Origin of the sequence: Micromonospora hortensis, assembly GCF_022230935.1 — a bacterium.
Lineage (GTDB): Bacteria > Actinomycetota > Actinomycetes > Mycobacteriales > Micromonosporaceae > Micromonospora > Micromonospora hortensis.
In genome coordinates this window covers 22,445-39,380 of sequence record NZ_JAKKFE010000003.1, presented here as the reverse complement: position 1 = coordinate 39,380, position 16,936 = coordinate 22,445, and the positions used below count along the sequence as shown (strand labels likewise).

The 16,936-nt window shown below is 71.2% G+C and carries 17 protein-coding genes; 9 read left to right on the top strand and 8 right to left on the bottom strand.

Translation table 11 applies throughout. The annotated features are described in order from the left end of the window. Nucleotides 1-15 precede the first annotated feature (15 nt). The 3 genes from NIE111_RS01785 to NIE111_RS01775 all read left to right on the top strand — a co-directional run bounded on the left by NIE111_RS01785 (nt 16) and on the right by NIE111_RS01775 (nt 2,218). Nucleotides 16-486 carry a VOC family protein gene (locus NIE111_RS01785; protein WP_238682725.1) on the top strand — a complete coding sequence of 157 codons (471 nt, stop codon included), beginning with the start codon at nt 16-18 and terminating at the stop codon, nt 484-486. 56 nt (nt 487-542) lie between these two features. Further along, nucleotides 543-1,730, top strand: coding sequence for a DNA polymerase IV (gene dinB, locus NIE111_RS01780; RefSeq protein ID WP_238682724.1), 1,188 nt, complete (start codon nt 543-545; stop codon nt 1,728-1,730). Nucleotides 1,731-1,852: 122 nt separating this feature from the next. Further along, complete coding sequence (locus tag NIE111_RS01775) at nt 1,853-2,218, top strand: hypothetical protein (protein ID WP_238682723.1); 366 nt, start codon at nt 1,853-1,855, stop codon at nt 2,216-2,218. A gap of 69 nt (nt 2,219-2,287) precedes the next feature. On the opposite strand, the gene NIE111_RS01770 is transcribed toward NIE111_RS01775, so the two are convergent. Further along, a complete protein-coding gene (locus NIE111_RS01770) occupies nt 2,288-2,950 on the bottom strand; it encodes a ThuA domain-containing protein (RefSeq protein ID WP_238682722.1) in 663 nt (220 codons plus the stop codon). 65 nt (nt 2,951-3,015) lie between these two features. On the opposite strand from NIE111_RS01770, the gene NIE111_RS01765 reads away from it, so the two are divergent. Beyond that, a complete protein-coding gene (locus NIE111_RS01765; protein ID WP_238682721.1) occupies nt 3,016-3,351 on the top strand; it encodes an ArsR/SmtB family transcription factor in 336 nt (111 codons plus the stop codon). Next, nucleotides 3,348-4,040: a nitroreductase family protein gene (locus tag NIE111_RS01760; protein WP_238682720.1), complete on the top strand. Its 693-nt coding sequence runs from the start codon at nt 3,348-3,350 to the stop codon at nt 4,038-4,040. The genes NIE111_RS01765 and NIE111_RS01760 overlap by 4 nt, the downstream gene beginning before the upstream one ends. A 59-nt stretch (nt 4,041-4,099) precedes the next feature. Here NIE111_RS01760 and htpG read toward each other — a convergent pair whose 3' ends face one another. Continuing rightward, nucleotides 4,100-6,028: a molecular chaperone HtpG gene (gene htpG / locus NIE111_RS01755; protein ID WP_238682719.1), complete on the bottom strand. Its 1,929-nt coding sequence runs from the start codon at nt 6,026-6,028 to the stop codon at nt 4,100-4,102. A gap of 149 nt (nt 6,029-6,177) precedes the next feature. Between htpG and NIE111_RS01750 the strand changes: the two genes are divergently transcribed. Further along, entirely contained in the window at nt 6,178-6,876 is a 699-nt protein-coding gene (locus tag NIE111_RS01750; RefSeq protein ID WP_238682718.1) for an SDR family oxidoreductase, read from the top strand. A gap of 78 nt (nt 6,877-6,954) precedes the next feature. On the opposite strand, the gene NIE111_RS01745 is transcribed toward NIE111_RS01750, so the two are convergent. Beyond that, nucleotides 6,955-8,406 (bottom strand): M28 family peptidase, encoded by a 1,452-nt coding sequence (locus NIE111_RS01745; RefSeq protein ID WP_238682717.1) that lies wholly within the window; start codon nt 8,404-8,406, stop codon nt 6,955-6,957. A gap of 202 nt (nt 8,407-8,608) precedes the next feature. Here NIE111_RS01745 and NIE111_RS01740 point away from each other — a divergent pair, with 202 nt between their 5' ends. Further along, on the top strand, nt 8,609-11,383 hold the full coding sequence (locus tag NIE111_RS01740) for an ATP-binding protein (protein WP_238682716.1): 2,775 nt from the start codon (nt 8,609-8,611) through the stop codon (nt 11,381-11,383). A gap of 14 nt (nt 11,384-11,397) precedes the next feature. Here NIE111_RS01740 and NIE111_RS01735 read toward each other — a convergent pair whose 3' ends face one another. Continuing rightward, the gene (locus NIE111_RS01735; protein ID WP_238682715.1) at nt 11,398-12,156 is read right to left on the bottom strand and encodes a hypothetical protein; all 759 of its coding nucleotides are present in this window, start codon (nt 12,154-12,156) and stop codon (nt 11,398-11,400) included. Further along, entirely contained in the window at nt 12,153-12,653 is a 501-nt protein-coding gene (locus NIE111_RS01730) for a SigE family RNA polymerase sigma factor (protein ID WP_238682714.1), read from the bottom strand. The genes NIE111_RS01735 and NIE111_RS01730 overlap by 4 nt, the downstream gene beginning before the upstream one ends. Before the next feature lie 138 nt (nt 12,654-12,791). Between NIE111_RS01730 and NIE111_RS01725 the strand changes: the two genes are divergently transcribed. Beyond that, nucleotides 12,792-13,622, top strand: coding sequence for a DUF3152 domain-containing protein (locus NIE111_RS01725; protein ID WP_238682713.1), 831 nt, complete (start codon nt 12,792-12,794; stop codon nt 13,620-13,622). 13 nt (nt 13,623-13,635) lie between these two features. Here NIE111_RS01725 and NIE111_RS01720 read toward each other — a convergent pair whose 3' ends face one another. Further along, on the bottom strand, nt 13,636-14,283 hold the full coding sequence (locus NIE111_RS01720) for a hypothetical protein (RefSeq protein WP_238682712.1): 648 nt from the start codon (nt 14,281-14,283) through the stop codon (nt 13,636-13,638). Nucleotides 14,284-14,409: 126 nt separating this feature from the next. Beyond that, complete coding sequence (locus tag NIE111_RS01715; protein ID WP_372488268.1) at nt 14,410-15,555, bottom strand: snapalysin family zinc-dependent metalloprotease; 1,146 nt, start codon at nt 15,553-15,555, stop codon at nt 14,410-14,412. Nucleotides 15,556-15,830: 275 nt separating this feature from the next. Here NIE111_RS01715 and NIE111_RS01710 point away from each other — a divergent pair, with 275 nt between their 5' ends. Beyond that, nucleotides 15,831-16,394 carry an AMIN-like domain-containing (lipo)protein gene (locus tag NIE111_RS01710; protein ID WP_238682710.1) on the top strand — a complete coding sequence of 188 codons (564 nt, stop codon included), beginning with the start codon at nt 15,831-15,833 and terminating at the stop codon, nt 16,392-16,394. A gap of 183 nt (nt 16,395-16,577) precedes the next feature. Here NIE111_RS01710 and NIE111_RS01705 read toward each other — a convergent pair whose 3' ends face one another. After that, nucleotides 16,578-16,892 carry an L-rhamnose mutarotase gene (locus NIE111_RS01705; RefSeq protein WP_238682709.1) on the bottom strand — a complete coding sequence of 105 codons (315 nt, stop codon included), beginning with the start codon at nt 16,890-16,892 and terminating at the stop codon, nt 16,578-16,580. Nucleotides 16,893-16,936 lie beyond the last annotated feature (44 nt).

The following is a 16,936-nucleotide window of genomic DNA, read 5'->3' as shown; positions in this document are numbered from 1 at the left end:
CGAGAGGCTGGGATCATGACCGACCAGAACAGGAAGCAGGGATCCGCCGTGACCCGCGACGTCCAGATCACGTTCGACTGCGCCGACCCGGCGGGGTTGGCCACGTTCTGGGCCGAGGCGCTCGGCTATCAGGTGCAGGCCCCACCCGGGAACTTCGAGTCCTGGGACCAGGCGTTGGAGGCGATGGGTGTCCCGCCGGAGAACCGCAACGACGCGTCGGCGGTGGTCGACCCCGAGGGCTCGCGACCACGGCTGTTCTTCCAGCGGGTGCCGGAGCACAAGCAGGTGAAGAACCGCGTCCATCTCGACGTACGCGCGGCCCCCGGGCTGGAGGGTGACGAACGGATGGCGGCCCTGGAGGCGGAGGCCGAGCGGCTCGCCTCACATGGCGCCAGGCGGCTCAGTCGGCACGAGCCCACTCCCCCGTTGGGCGCCGGTCATCTCATCATGGCCGACCCCGAGGGCAACGAGTTCTGCCTCGACTGACCGGCGTTCGCGCAGCTCACCGCCGCACTGGCCGGGCGTCATGCGAACATGTGTACGTGTCGTCCGGCGCCAGCATCCTGCACGCCGACCTGGACGCGTTCTACGCGTCGGTCGAGCAGCGCGACGACCCGCGCCTGCGTGGGCGGCCGGTGATCGTCGGTGGCGGCGTGGTGCTGGCGGCCAGCTACGAGGCGAAGGCGCGGGGCGTCCGCAGCGCGATGGGCGGCCAGCAGGCGCGAAGGCTCTGCCCGGACGCGATCGTCGTGCCGCCGCGGATGTCGGCGTACACGGCGGCGAGCCGCGCGGTCTTCGAGATCTTCCGGCAGACCACACCGCTGGTCGAGGGGCTCTCCATCGACGAGGCGTTCCTCGACGTGGGTGGGCTGCGGCGGCTGGTCGGACCACCGGCCGAGATCGCCGAACGACTGCGCCGGGAGGTCCGCGAGCGGGTCCACCTGCCGATCACGGTGGGAGTGGCCCGCACGAAGTTCCTGGCCAAGGTGGCCAGCGGCGTGGCGAAACCGGACGGCCTGCTGGTGGTCGCACCGGACGCCGAGCTGGCGTTCCTGCACCCGCTGCCTGTGGAACGGCTCTGGGGCGTCGGCCCGGTCACGGCCGCCAAGCTGCGCGAACGCCGGATCCGTACCGTCGGGGAGGTGGCCCGCCTCGGTGAGGCGGCGCTGGTGTCGCTGCTCGGGGCGGGTGCCGGCCGGCACCTGCACGGGCTGGCGCACAACCACGACCCCCGGGCGGTGCAGGTGGGGCGGCGGCGCGGTTCGATGGGCGCGCAACACGCGCTGAGTCGCGGCCCGCACGCCTCGACGGAGTTGGACGCCATCCTCGCCGGCCTAGTCGACCGGGTCAGCCGGCGGATGCGGGCGGCCGGGCGGTCCGGCCGCACAGTGGTGTTGCGGCTGCGCTTCGGCGACTACACCCGGGCGACCCGCTCGCACACGGTGGGTAAGGCGACGGCGGACACGACGCCACTGCTCGTCGCCGCGCGTGCGCTCCTACGCGCGGCACTGCCCGAGATCGATCGCCGTGGAGTCACACTGATCGGTGTCTCAGTGGGCAACCTCGACGACAACCCGGTCCAGCCTGAGCTGCCGTTCCAGCCGGACCCTAGGTCCGATCTGGACGCTGCGGTCGACGCGGTCCGCGACCGGTTCGGATCAGCGGCGCTCACTCGGGCGGTATTGCTCGGCCGGGAGCCGAGAGTGGAGATGCCACTTCTGCCGGACTGACCGATAAGCGTGCGCTGTCCACGGCCGAGTTGCGATCAGAGACACATCACAGCAGGTCGGCGGTTTAGCCGGCGGCTGACGGGTGACCCTTGGGGGGTACAGCCTGACGAGGGGGGCCCACCATGTCCGACGACACCAGCAACCGACCGAGTCGCACCGCCGAGCGTCCGCACGACGTGACCGACCCGCTGCTGTGGCAGTTGGCGATCGACGTGCTGAGCGCCCACGAGCCGGACGACGAGGGCCGGTGCCGCAACCTCCAGTGCGCCGGGCAGTCCTGGCCGTGCGCGGCCCGCACCGGCGCCGAGCACTCACTGCGGCTGGCCCGCAGCACCCCCGCCTCGGTCGAGGTGACCATCGACGGGACCGACAGCGACGACGCCGACACGGATGGGCGTCGCGACGCGGCGGTACCGGCTCCCCGCTGGGGCTGGAACGCCGGCCCGGTGGCGTCGCACCGAGGGTCGAAGGCCGCCTCCGCGGCGTGACGGGCCACCAACCCCTGCACTGATCCGCACCACGTAGGCGAGCGCTCGGTCGGTTGTCCGGCCGAGCGTTCAGCTGTCGTGGCGGAGCCAGGTGACGATGCGGCGCAGCAGCTCCTGATGCCCCGGCGACTCGTACGACCGGACGTCGTGGCCGAGTGCGTCGTAGACGATCCGGCTGCTCCCGACGGTGCGCGCCCAGACCAGCGGGTGGGTGTCGCCGCCCTCGTCGTGGACGTAGAGGGGCTCGATGTCCAGGCCGTCGACCAGCTCCAACTCGGTGTAGCGCTCGTCGTGAACCTCGAAGTCCCCGAGCCCGGCGCTGATCGGGTGTTCCACACCGCTGCGCCGGATGAGACTCGGGCCGATCGGCGGGTGGAAGGTCCGGCCGTGGGCCCAGACGGCGCCGACGGTGGAGCGCCAGCTTGCCAGCTGGGGAAACGCGATCGTGGCGCTGTGCACGGCGAGCAGGCTGCCGCCACGGGCCAGGAAGTCGTCGAGGACGCGGGCGAAGTTCTCGTCCTCGGGAATCGGGGTTGTGCGGTCCGCGCTCGCGTTCACCACCAGCAGGCGCGCGCCGGCGAGCGCGACCTCGAGCTGATCGACGGCTGTCACGATCGCTACCGAACCCTCGTCGCCGATCAGCCGGGCCAGCGCGGCGCTGGTTTCGGCCAGCGGGTGCCAGGGGTCGGCGTGCGGGCCCTCCCCGCTGAAGATCACGGTGTCGACAGACATGCCGGTGCTCCGTTCATCATTTGGATTATTTTCGAAATCACGAAATGAAAGCTAGCATGGCGTCCATGAGAGCCCTGCATCATCCCGATCTCACCTCGGTCGACCTGGCCACCCTGCTCGGCGCCCTGGCCGACCCGGTGCGCCTCAGCGTCGTACGGCAGTTGGCACAGGCCGGCGGTGTCGTCTGCGGCCAATTCGACGCGCTGTCCGACGTCAGCATGTCCACGCTCTCGCATCACCTGAAGGTCCTGCGGGCCGCCGGCGTCCTCCGTGTCACACCGAACGGCAGTTTCCGTCGCCACGAATTGCGGGCCGACGAGATCAACGACCGGTTTCCGGGAATCCTTTCCGCGATCCTCGCCAACCTTGACCTGCCGGAGCGAGTGGGAGTGCCCGCATGACCGACGCCGCATCAGCCGGAAAGAAGCCGCCGAGCACGCTGGGCCTGTCCGCCGACGAGGTCCTGAGCACGACCCGCGCCGTCCGCAAACGTCTCGACCTGGGGCGTCCGGTCCCCCGCGACGTGATCGAGGACTGTGTGCGCATCGCGCTCCAGGCACCCAGTGGCCGCAACAGGCAGCGCTGGGACTTCATCTTCGTCGAGGACCGCGAGACCCGGGCGGCCGTCGCCCGACTGTGGCGACGCGGCCTGATGGCGCCGCCACCGGCGTCGGGCGGCACCGGGCCGGCTTTCAGCCGGATGGACTTCGCCTCCGAGCAGTGGGGTCGGATCGCCGGCAGTCTGGCGCACCTGGCGGACCACCTGCACGAGGTTCCGTTGCTGCTCATCCCCTGTCTACGCGTCGAGTCACGCGCCGAACTGGACAGCGTGCGCGGGCAGGCGGGAGCCTGGGGTTCGGTCATCCCGGCGTTCTGGAGCTTCATGCTGGCCGCCCGGGAACGCGGGCTCGGCACCGCCTGGACCACCAGCCATCTCAGCTACGAGCGGGAGATGGCCGAACTGCTCGGCATCCCCTACGACACCGTCGTGCAGGTCGCCCTCACCCCGGTCGCGTACACCCTCGGCACCGACTTCAAGCCCGGTCCGCGGGCCGACGCGGACGCGTTCGCCCACTGGAACCGCTGGTAGCGGCCCGCCGGCTGCGGGCTTCCCGGTGATCCGGGAACCCCGCAGCCGAAGGGGTACGCCTACAGGGTGCGCGCCAGCCGGTCGGCGAGCGTCCGGGTGAAGCGGGCCGGGTCGGGCAGCTCACCGCCCTCGGCGAGCACCGCCAGGCCGTAGAGCAGCTCGGCGGTCTCGGTCAGGGCGACGGTGTCGCTGCCCTGCTCGTGGGCCTTGCGCAGCCCGGACACCAGCGGGTGACCGGGGTTGATCTCCAGGATCCGCTTGGTGGTGGGGATCTCGTGCCCCATCGCCCGGTACATCTTCTCCAGGGTCGGGGTGAGGTCGTGGCCGTCGCCGACGACGCAGGCCGGTGAGGTGGTCAGCCGCGACGACAGGCGGACCTCCCGGACGCTGTCCGTGAGGGTGGTGCCCAGCCAGTCGAGCAGCCCGGCGAACTCCTGTCGCTGCTGCTCGCGCTCGGCCTCGGCCTGCTGCTTCTCCTCGTCGGTGTCCAGGTCGATCTCGCCCTTGGCGATCGAGCGCAGTGGCCGACCGTCGTACGTGCCGACCCGCTCGACCCACACCTCGTCGACCTGGTCGGTGAGCAGCAGCACCTCGTGCCCCTTGGCCCGGAACGCCTCCAGGTGCGGAGAGTTCTCGATCGCGGCCCGGGACTCGCCGGTGGCGTACCAGATGTCGTTCTGGCCGTCCTTCATCCGCGACACGTAGCCGGCCAGGTCGGTGGGCTCGGCCGGGTCGTTGGTCGTGGCCACCGACAGGATGTCCAGCAGGGTGTCGCGGTTGTCGGTGTCGTCGATCAGCCCTTCCTTGACCACGGCGCCGAACTCGGTCCAGAAGGTGCGGTAGCGCTCCGCGTGGTTGGCCTTGAGGTCCTTGACCGTGGCGAGGACCTTCTTGACCAGGCGGCGGCGGACGATCTGGATCTGCCGGTCCTGCTGCAGGATCTCCCGGGAGATGTTCAGCGACAGGTCGTGCGCGTCGACCACGCCCTTGACGAAGCGCAGGTAGGTCGGGACCAGCGCTTCGCAGTCGTCCATGATGAAGACGCGCTTGACGTAGAGCTGGACGCCTCGGCGGCCCTGCGGGGAGAACAGGTCCAGTGGGGCGTGGCTGGGCAGGAAGAGCAGCGCCTCGTACTCGAAGGTGCCCTCGCCCTTCATGTGCACGACCTCGAGCGGGTCGGCCCAGTCGTGGCTGACGTGCTTGTAGAACTCGTTGTACTCGGCGGCGGCGACCTCGTCGCGGGGCCGCGCCCAGAGTGCCTTCATCGAGTTGAGGGTCTGCACCTCGCGGGTGGCGGGCTCACCGTCGGCGCCGGGGCGTTCGACGCTCATCCGGATCGGCCAGGCGATGAAGTCGGAGTAGCGCTTGACGATCTCGCGGACGGTCCACTCGGCGGTGTAGTCGTGCAGGTTGTCCTCGGTGTCGGCCGGCTTGAGGTGCAGCGTCACTGTGGTGCCCTGCGGCGCCTCGTCGACCGCCTCGATCGAGTAGGTGCCCTCGCCGGTGGACTCCCAGCGGGTGCCGCCGGTCTCGCCGGCCTTGCGGGTCAGCAGGGTGACCCGGTCGGCGACCATGAACGCGGCGTAGAAGCCGACGCCGAACTGGCCGATGAGGTCCTGCTTGGCGTGGGCGTCGGCGGACTCGCGCAGTTGGCGCAGCAGCTCGGCGGTGCCCGACTTGGCGATCGTGCCGATCAGCTGGACGACCTCGTCGCGGGTCATCCCGACGCCGTTGTCGCGCACGGTGAGGGTGCGGGCGTCGCTGTCGATCTCCAGGGCGACGTGCAGGTCGTCGGTGTCGGCGACGAGTTCCTTGTCGACGAGGGTGGCCAGCCGGAGCTTGTCCAGTGCGTCGGACGCGTTCGAGATGAGTTCCCGCAGGAAGACGTCCTTGTTCGAATAGATCGAGTGGACCACCAACTGGAGGAGCTGACGCGCCTCGGCCTGGAATTCCAACGTTTCGGCCTGGTTGCTCACACCGTCTCCCATCTCGGCTCGTGCGAAGGTTCGCGGAAAGGATACGAGTCGTCACCGGTCGGGGTGTGGGCGCGTCCGGGTCGTATTCCCGATCCGAGCGGCCGACCCCGTGACATAGCTGACTTTGCTCAACAGAAGTCAGGTCGGATAGCGTGACGGCCATGAAGATCGCTGGAAGCACCGCCCTCGTCACCGGCGCCAACCGTGGCCTCGGCCGGCACCTTGCCGCCGAACTCCTCGCCCGGGGCGCCACCGTCTACGCCGGCGCCCGCAACCCCGACAGCGTCGACCTACCCGGCGTGACGCCGGTCCGCCTCGACATCACCGACCCGGCCTCGGTGGCCGCCGCCGCCGAGCTGGCCGGCGGCGTGAACCTGCTGATCAACAACGCGGGCATCGACACCCGGACCGACCTGCTCGACGGCGACCTGGACCTCGTCCGGCTGGAGTTGGAGACCCACTACATCGGCACCCTGTCGACGATCCGGGCGTTCGCGCCGGTCATCGCCGGCAACGGCGGCGGAACGATCCTCAACGTGCTCTCGGTCCTGTCCTGGTTCGGCTCCCCGACCCACGCGGCCTACAGCGCCGCCAAGTCCGCCGAGTGGGCGATGACCAACGTGCTGCGCGTCCAACTGGCCGACCGGGGCGTCCGGGTCGCCGGCCTGCACGTCGGATACCTGGACACCGACATGGCCGCTGACATCATCGGCCCGAAGTCCGACCCGGCGGCAATCGCCCGCATCGGTGTGGACGGCGTCGAGGCCGACGCGTACGAGATCGTCGCCGACGACCTCAGCCGCCAGGTGCAGGCCGGACTGGCCGGCGGCGTCGCCGCGCTCTACCCGCAGCTCCCCTGACCCACCACGCGACGGGTGACCCACCACGCGACGGGCCGCCACCGGAGAAACCGGTGGCGGCCCTTCTCGGGTACGCGGTCAGCTCGCCTGCAACGTCACGTCATCGATCACGAAGGTGGTCTGCAACGACGAGTCCTCGGTGCCGGTGAACCGCAGCGTCACCGTCTGCCCGGCGAACGCGGCGACGTTGAGGCTGCGCTGCACGTAACCGGTCGCGGCGTTGAGGTTCGAGTACGTCGCCAGGGTGGCCGAACCCGCCTGCACCGTGAGCCGGTCGTACGCCGTGGAGCTGGTGGTCTCGGCGGTGTCGATGTGCAGCCAGAACGACAGCGTGTACGTGGCGCAGCCGGCCGGCAGTGTCACCGACTGCGACAGGCTCTCGGTGCGGGTGCTGCCGAACCCGTTGAGCCACGCCTTGTACGACCCGGTCCGGGCCGGCTGGCCGCTGGCGTTGGTGATCACGCCCGAGGACGCGGTCCACGGCGTGCTGCCGCTCTCGAAGCCACCGTTTCCGACCACCTGACCGCCGGTGCAGGTCGGGGTGCCGCCGCCCACGGCGAGCTGCCACAGCGCGTACGCGACGCCGTCGGCCGCCCGGTTCAGCACAGTGGCGCTGACGTTGGCGGTGGTGTCGCAGGACCGGTGGTAGCACGGGTCGTACGCGGAGTTGGCGGTACCGCCCCACTTGGCGGCCTGGGCGCTGGTCTTGCGGGCGCTGGCGCCGGCGGCGTAGCCCGAGGTGGGGATGCCGGCCTGCTGGAAGTAGTAGTCGTCGGAGCGACCCTGGCCCTCGACGTTCTCCTCCGGCTGCAAGCCCAACGAGTCCCAGTACGCCTTCAGTGGCGCGGCCGTGGTCGAGCTGACCCGGTTGATGAAGTAGCCGCCGTTGGTCGAGCCGACCATGTCGAAGTTGTAGTAACCCTTGATGTAGCCGCGCTGGGTGGCGCTGAGCGAGTTGACGTAGAACCGGGAGCCGTTGAGCCCCTGCTCCTCGTCGGTCCACCAGGCGAACCGCACCCGTTTGGTCACCGTCGGGTTCTGCGCGGCCAGGACCAGCGCGTTCTCCAGCAGGGTCGACGAGCCGGTGGCGTTGTCGTTGATGCCCGGACCGGCCGCGACACCGTCGAGGTGCGCGCCGAACATGACCACCTGGTCGGCCGGGCCGCCGGGCCACTCGGCGATGAGGTTGTTCGAGGGGTACCGGCAGCTGGAGCAGTACTGCTCGCTGACGGTGTAGCCGGCCGACTGGAGCCTGGTCTTGACGTAGTTGAGCGAGGCGGTGTAGCCGGCCGAGCCGGCCCGTCGGTTGCCACCGTTGCTGGTGGCGATGGCGTTGAACTGGGTCAGGTGCGCCTGGACGTTGGTGATGGAGATGTCCGGCGCGGCCAACGCGGCGGCGGACGCGGCGATCGGCCGGGTCACCGTCGTGGCGGTCGGAGGTGACGCGGTCGCCGCTTGGGCGGCCAACGGCACCGTCATCCCGGCGAACACGGCGAGCGCGATTCCCGCGCTCAGCGTTCTGCCTCTCATGGGGGCTCCTCGGGGTTGGAGAGATACCCGAGACACTTACAGATATCTATTTCCTGAGCATCGGTCGTTCGTCCCGAACCGCCGCCGGTTCGACGGTGGGTACCGGCGTCGGCACAGGTGAGTAGAGGTGTCAGGATGGGTAGGTAACGCGGCAGGGGTCGTCGGGCCCGGAACGGGGGCTTGCGATGGGGTCGGATCGAGCGTGACACGACCCAGCACTGACCTGTTCCTCGGCGGCGAGACCGGGCGGTTGATGGCACAGCTGGACTGGGCCGGCACCCCGCTGGGCCCGGTCGACGGTTGGCCGCAGAGTCTGCGCGCCGCCGTCCGGGTGGTGCTCTCCTCCCGCTATCCCATGCTGCTGCTCTGGGGCGAGAGCTACTCGCAGCTCTACAACGACGCGTACTCAGCGCTGATCGGCGACAAGCACCCCGCCGCGCTCGGCGACGACGTACGGGTGACGCTGGCCGAGGGCTGGCACGTCCTCGCCCCGCTGATCGAAAAGGCCATGGCGACCGGGGTGGCCAGCTGGGTCCCCGCCCTGCAACTGCTGCTGGAACGGTCCGGCTATCGCGAGGAGGCGTACTTCAGCGTCTCGCACGCCCCCGCCCGCGACGACGACGGCCGCACCGTCGGCGTACTGACCGTGTGCAGCGAGGTCACCCAGCAGGTGGTCGGTGAACGCCGGCTCCGTCTCCTGCGCGACCTGTCCGTGCTCGGCGACGGGCGCACCGTCGACGTGGACGCCACCGGCGCTCGGCTGATCGACGTGATCGACGGCCACCCCTTGGACGTGCCGTTCGCCGCCATCTACCTGCGCGACGGCACGGCGCTGCGCCGGGTCGCCTGCACCGGCAGCGACCAGGGGCACGCCCAGGCCCTGCCGGACGCCGTCGAGCTGACCGACCCGGGCCCGCCCGCGTACGCCTGGGGGCTGACGGACGCCGCCGAGGGCCGGGCAACCCAGGTGACCGACGTCACCGACCGGCTGCCGCTGCCCGCCGGCCCGTGGAACGACCCGGTCCGCACCGCGCTGGCGCTGCCGCTGCCCTCCGCCGACGAGGACCAGCCGCTCGGCGTCCTGCTCGCCGGGGTCAGCCCCAGCCGAGGGCTCGACGAGGCGTACCGCTCCTTCCACCAGCTGCTCGCCCAGCAGATCTCCGTGGCGGTGCGCAACGCCCAGGAGTACGAGGAGGAGCGGCGCCGGGTCGAGGCGATGGCGGAACTGGACCGGGTCAAGACCGACTTCTTCGCCAACGTCAGCCACGAGTTCCGTACCCCGTTGACCCTCATCCTCGGTCCGCTGACCGACGCCCTCACCGACGCCACCGCGCCGTTGGCGGCGGTGCAGCGGGAGCGGGTGGAGACCGGCTGGCGTAACGCCACCCGACTGTTGACGCTCGTCAACAGCCTGCTCACCTTCTCCAGCCTGGAGGCCGGGCGGGCGCGCAGCGACGCCCGGGTGGTGGACCTGGCCGCGCTGACCGCCGAGCTCGCCGGGGTGTTCCGGGCCGCCGTCGAGCGGGCCGGGCTGACCCTCGAGGTGAGCTGCCCACCGCTGCCCCGGCCGGTCGCTGTCGACCCGGTCAACTGGGAACGCATCGTCACGAACCTGCTCTCCAACGCGCTGAAGTACACGTTCATCGGCCGCATCCGGGTCACCCTCGACGCCGATGACGAGGAGGTGCGCCTCACCGTCGCGGACACCGGCATCGGCATCGCGGAACGGGACCTGCCGAAACTCTTCGAACGCTTCCACCGGGTGCGAGGCGCCCGCTCGCGCAGTCACGAGGGCACTGGCATCGGCCTGGCCCTGGTGCACGAGTTGGCCCGGCTGGAGGGCGGCGACGTGCGGGTGACCAGCCAGGTGGGCGTCGGCAGCAGGTTCACCGTGACGCTGCCCTGGTCGGCGGCGCACCGCACCGCGGTCACCGGGCCGGCGGTGGACGGGCGGGGTGACGCGGCCCGCGCCGCCGTCGAGGAGGCGATGGGCTGGCTCACCGAACCGGACGACGCGCTGACCGAGCCCGATCCCGCGTGCGGGGCGGCCACTGACGAGCTGACCGGCGCCCGGATCCTGCTCGCCGACGACAACGCCGACATGCGGGCGTACCTCACCCGGCTGCTCACCGGTCAGGGCTGGCGGGTGCGGGCCGTCACCGACGGCCGGCAGGCCCTCGACGAGATCCACAGTGATCTGCCCGACCTGGTCCTGACCGACGTGATGATGCCGGTGCTGGACGGCTTCGACCTGGTGCGCCGACTACGCGCCGACCCGACGACCCGGACGCTGCCGGTGCTGGTGCTCTCCGCCCGTGCCGGCGGGGAGGCCAGCGTGGAGGGCCTGAGCCTGGGCGCCGACGACTACCTGGTCAAACCGTTCGCCGCGGCCGAGTTGATCGCCCGGATCCGGGCCAGCATCCGCCGAGCCCGCGACCGCGCCCCTGCCGTTGCCGTCGTCGGCGACCCGGCGACTGTCGCTGCCGCAGCTCCCCCGGCGCGAACCGCCCCGACCGGCCCCGTTGCGCCGACCCCGGCGGTCGAAACCGTCCGCGACGCGTCAGTGGTGGTGGATGCGCCGCCCGAGCCGGACGGGCTGGGCGACCTCCTGGACGTCGAGTGGACGTACCCGTCCGTGCCCACCTCCGCCGCCGCGATGCGTCGCGACGTCCGGGGCGCGTTGGGCGAGCTGGACGTCGACCCGGACGTGCTGGAAGATCTCCTGCTCGCCGCCTCCGAGGCCATCAACAACGCCGTCGAGCACGCGCAGCGACCCAGCCGTCCGGAGGTACGGGTGCGCGTCCAGGTGGGTGGCGGACTGATCCGGATCTCGGTACGGGACTTCGGCACCTGGCGGGACCGCCGGCCGGCGATGGACCGGGGACGCGGAGCGCTGCTGATGAACGCCTACGGTGACGTGCGGCTGGTCTCCACCGCCGAGGGGACGACGGTGACCATCGAGCGTCGACTGGCCTGAGTGTCGGCGGCGCGTCAGAGTCGGCGGCCGCTGGCGTCGCGGGCGATGATGCCGTCCAGCCGCTCGCCCGGAGTGAGCCGCGCCGGGTCGAACCAGAAGATCAGTAACTGCTTGTCGCCACTCCATGGCGCCACTCGGGCGTCGACCTGCCGACCGTCGACGGTGCCGACGATCCGCTTGGCGGGGCCGACGAAGTAGCCGAAGGTGGGCACCGGCGCGGCGAAGCCCTCGTCGTAGCCGATCTGATGGAACCCGGCGCTGCGGTCGCTGCCGTAGACGTCGTTGACCAGGATGTCGGTGCTCAACGAGCCGTCCGGAGCCTGGCGACCGGCGGCCAGTCCGATGGACACCTTGGGCTCACCGGGCACTGACACCGCGACGACGTAATAGACCCGACGCTCGGCGCCGTGCCGCACCCCGCTGTCCACGATCTGGCCCAGGGGCTTCGGTGGCGGCTCGTCGCGGCCCACAGTCGGCGGCGGCGTGGAGCCCAGCGACTTCTCCGCCCACGGCGAGACACCGACCGACGGTGGAGCGACGGCGACCGGCGGCGGGTGCTCGGTCGGCGCCGGATCGCCCGCCCCGGACACGCCGACCGCCACCACGACGACCGCCGCGGCCAGGCCGGTCGCGAGAGTCGCCGCCCCGGCTCCGGCGACGCGTCGACGGGTCCGCAACCGACGTCCCTCGCGCATCACGGAGTCCAGATCGAGCACGGCGTCGGAACGCTCGGTCGCCCGCATCGCGTGGCGGAGCCGATCCAGCTCGCTCATCGGCGCGCCCTCTCGTCGGCCGTGCGGGGCTCGGCGGTGCGCAGCTTCTCCAGAGCTCGTGAGCTGGTGCTCTTGACCGTGCCGACGGATACGGAGAGTTCCCGGGCCACCTGCGCCTCCGGCAGGTCGAAGTAGTAGCGCAGGACGACGATGGCGCGCTCCCGGGGGCTGAGCGCACCGAGGATGCTGATCAACCAGCGCCGGGTGGCCACGTCGTCGGCCACGTCGCCACGCCGCTGCTCCGGCACCTCGTCGGTCGGGTACTCCCGCATCGGCCGTCGCCACCCGTCGACCAGATGGTTGACCAGCGTGCGGCGGGCGTACCCGTAGGCGTCGTCGTCGTGGATCCGCGACCACGACGCGTAGGTGCGCACGAGTGCGGTCTGCGCGGCGTCCTCGGCCTGGTGGTGGTCACCGGTCATCAGGTACGCGGCGTGCACCAGTCGCGCGGACGCTGCCCGCGCGAACTCGACGAAATCGGCGTCACCCCGCGCCACCGCGAACCCTCCCCGTGCCACAGAGCTAGAGACGGGCGAGGCCGGCAAAAGGTTGAGCCCTGGGTCACATCAACTTTTCGGCACTGTCGCCCGTCTTCTCCTCCGCGCCGCCGCCGAGCGACGCGCGAGGGGAGAGACATGTCGACGAAGGTTACCCGCCGCTGGGGTACCGCCTCGATGGCGTCATTCTTGGTGGTGGCGCTGCTCACCGGGTGCGGCCTGCCCGCCGCCGGGCAACCCGCCACCGACCCGGTCGTCGCCGGGCCGCCGCCCAGCGATGCGGCGACACCTACCGGTCGGCCGACCGGAGCCACCGAGGTCCGAACCAGTTCCGCACCGGTCATCGCGGTCAGCTATCCCGCCACCGGTGGTAACCGCTGGTCGGTGGCGCCCGGCGAGACGACCCCCGGGCGCGCGACGGCCGGCCGGTTGCTGCGCTACCGGGTCGCCGTGGAGCGCGACATCCGGGGCCTGCCGGCGACTGACATCGCCACGGCGATCACCGCGACGTTGAACGACCCACGCGGGTGGATGGCGGGTGGAGCGTGGCGGCTGCGCCGGGTCGGTGCCGGCGAACCGACCGACTTCACCATCTACCTGGCGACCCCCGGCACCCGCGACACCCTCTGCCAGGACGTGCCGGACGCCTACACCTCCTGCCGCAACGGTGGCCGGGTGGTGCTCAACGTGGCGCGCTGGGTCAAGGGGGTGCCGGGTTACGGCGCGACAGTGGAGTCCTACCGGCAGTACATGGTCAACCACGAGGTGGGGCACAAACTCGGACACGGCCACGAGCGGTGCCCCGGGCGGGGTCGGCCGGCGCCGGTGATGCAGCAGCAGACGCTGGGCCTGCACGGCTGCACCGCGAACGCCTGGCCGTACCCGAAGGGCAAGGCCCGCTACAGCGGGCCGGTCGGGGCGTACGACGACGCGATCCCCAGGCGTGAGGGCGCCTACTCGGCATCGTGAGGACAGCGTTCCCTCAGGTACGCCGACGGCGCTCCTGGTCGAGTCGCTCATCCTGGCGGCCCATCTCGTAGATGGCGTTGAGGCTGGTCGGCAACCGGCTGACGTTCTCCGGCACCGGGCCGGGATCCGGTGCCGGGCCGGCGCCTGGTGCGGGGTCGAGGTCGGGTGTGGCGGCGGGGACCGCGGCCCGACGGCGCACGAGCAGCAGCGCCAGCACCGCGAGGACGGCCACGACCAGCAGGTACGACGCGGGCGGCCAGGCATTCCGGGTGGGGCTGGCGAGGACCGGCGGTGCGGTCGGTGCGGGGGCGTCGCCGTCGCGCCCGGGCACTGCGGCCTCACGGGTGGCGGTGCCCTCGGCAGTGGTGCGGCGATCGGGGGCGGTGGGTGCGGGGCGGCCCCCGGTCGAGCCGGCGGGCACCGGGATCGCCGTGGCCTCCGCTGGGCTGGGCTGACCGGCGACCGGTGGCCGACTCGGCGTGGCCGCCCCGGTGGGGGTGGCGCTCGGCGGCGGAGCGGTGCTCGGCGTGTCACCGTTGAGCAGGTCGTCGACGATCTGGCCGACGCCGCCGATGATGTCGCCGAGCGGATCCGGGGTGGCCGACGGGGACGGCGCTGGCGCGAGGGCGAGGGTCAGCGCGAGGACGACGACGGTAGGCATGACGCCACCTCCGATGTGCCGGATATGCCACGCACCGTATCGCATCGTGGGATGGCGTGGGTGGCACCGGCACACCGGGGCGGGGGCGCGTGTGGTGCTCGCCCCCGCCCGCGATGTCGCTGATGGTCAGACCGGCAGGCCACCCACCTGAGTGGAGATCCACGATCGGATCGACGGCAGGTCGACGTAGATGGACGGGCCGGTGGCACAGGTGGAGTTGTTGTTGCCGGCCCGACTCGTGGCGCCGATCAGGTTCCACACTCCGTTGACCCGGCGCACCTGCGGACCACCCGAGTCGCCGTAGCAGGCGCCGGAGTTGCCGTTGGTGTTGTTGGTGCAGATCTCGTACGGACCGTTGATGCCGGAGCACCGGCTGTCGGCCACGATGGACGTGTCGAGTTCGTTGGCCACGGCCGGAGCCGAACCGCAGCCCCGCGGGGCGCAGGTCTGACCCCAGCCGATGATCCGGGTGGCGGTGCCGACCGCGCCGGAGGTGCTCGGGATCGGGGCCGGCGCGTACGTGACCGAGCTGGCCAGTTGCAGCAGCTTGACGTCGACGCTCGGGTGGTTGACCGCCCGGGTCACCCGCACCACGGTCCCGCCGCTGGAACGGTTGATGCTGCCCACCCGCACCGAGGACGGCGTCGAGCAGTGCTTGGCGGTGACCGCCCAGTTGCCCTTGATCAGCGTGCCCGTGCAGCCGGAGACGTACACCATGAAGGGGTAGTTCTCCGTGGCCGGCCGGCCGCCGACCACCAGCGGGCTGATGTCGGAGTCGCCGTTCCAGGTGTACGTCGTGCTGGCCGGCGCGGCCAGGGAGCCGGCGAACAGCGAGTTCACCCGGCTCGCTTCGGCGGCGCTGGGGTTCGCGTTGCGGCAGGAGACCGGTGCGCTGCTGCCGGACATCAGATCGGAGCAGAGACCGGTGCGCCGGTCCGGCAGGCCGAGGATGTGGCCGACTTCGTGGGTGGCGATGCGGGTGCGGTCGTAGCCCTGGTTGACGGCCGTGCGGCCCATCCAGATCCGGCCCGAGCCGAGGCCGGTCGGCTGCGCGCGGGGCCAGCCTTCGTCGACGTAGATGGTGATGCTGGCCGGGGTACCGGCCAGGAGTCGGACGTTGCTGACCCGGCTGTTCCAGATCTGCGCCGCCTGGTCGAAGTTGGTGCGGAACTCGCCGGTCCGGCTCGCGTCGTAGTAGACGGTCCGGATGGCGGCGGCCGGCGTACCGGTGGCGAGCTGTATCCCGGCCGCCGCCAGGATCGCCACCAGCATGGCCAGCGCCGCGCGTCTCAGTTGTCCTCGGAACATCGGGTACTCCCTGCGGTCGTCCGGCGACCGTCGCCACCGGTCCATCGATACGCGCCGATATTAATGTGACGGCGGCCGATGTTCGGCATAGCGGAAGCGTCATACCGGCGACGTGCGGGCCGTTACCCAGCGGTTACGTCGCGGCGAAGCTCCCGTGCCGGGGCAGGACGACGGTGGCGGCAGAGGGTCACCGGCAGCGCCGCCGCGACGTGACCCCCATACCGAACGGAGAAACCACAATGAGGATCAGGAGCGCACTGACCGCGTTGGCGGTCGTCCTCGCCGGGCTGGTCGCCAGCGCCGGCAGCAGCACCGCCGCGGGCACCACGACGGGAGCGGCGTACTGCGGGATCACCTGGGGCAGCGCGGAGAAGGCGGCCGGCACCCTGAGCGACGCACCGCTGATGGACGTGCGGACCGGCCGGCACGACTGCTACGACCGGGTCGTGTTCGAGTTCAACGGTCCGGTCGACGGTTACGCGATCGGCTACGGCGAGACGTGGACCGAGGGCGAAGGGCTGGCGCTGTCGCCGTACACCGCCGGCGGGGCGCTGCTGCGGGTCTCCCTGCGGGCCCCGGCGTACGACGACGACCACCTGGGCACCGTGCCCTACGCGGTCGGCGAGCACGTGGCGAACTTGCTGCGCTACCCGACGCTGCGCGACGTGGTGTTCGGCGGCAGCTTCGAGGGCTACAGCACCTTCGCCGTCGGCGTACGGGCGCGCTTGCCGTTCCGGGTGCTCGTGCTCGCCGGTCCGGGCACCCACAGCCGGGTGGTGCTCGACGTCGCCCACCAGTGGTGACCGGGGCGGGAGCTCGACCGTCACCGCTCGCCAGCAGCCGCAGGCGACGCCGGTAGCGTCACGGTCGGCGTGGTGATCAGTGCGGCGGCGAACTCCCGTCCCGCCGATCATGGAGTTGTGGTGGGTGACAAGGCGACCGACAGTCGCCACGACGGGCACCACAACTCCATGATCGACATTGACCTAAGCCTCGTCGGCCAGGTGCCAGACCTCGCGCATCGGGGCCCAGAAGTCCCCCGAGCCGGGCTCGGCGATCGACTCCTGACACGGGTCGGTCAGCTTCCACCACTCCTGCGTCTGCGGGTCCGCCGCGATCAGCCGCAGGTCGGCCTCGTAGTCGTCGCCCACGTACTCGTAGTAGCCGAAGAGCAGATCGTCGTGGAGGAAGATGGTGTAGTTGCGGAAGTTCGCCTCGCGCAGCGTCTTCTCCACGCTCGGCCAGACGGCGGCATGCAACCGCAGGTAGGTCTCCCGCTGCTCGGGGCGGAGTCGGATCACGCAGCCATGACGTTTCACGTCGTGCCCTTTCGTGTGAGCTGTTT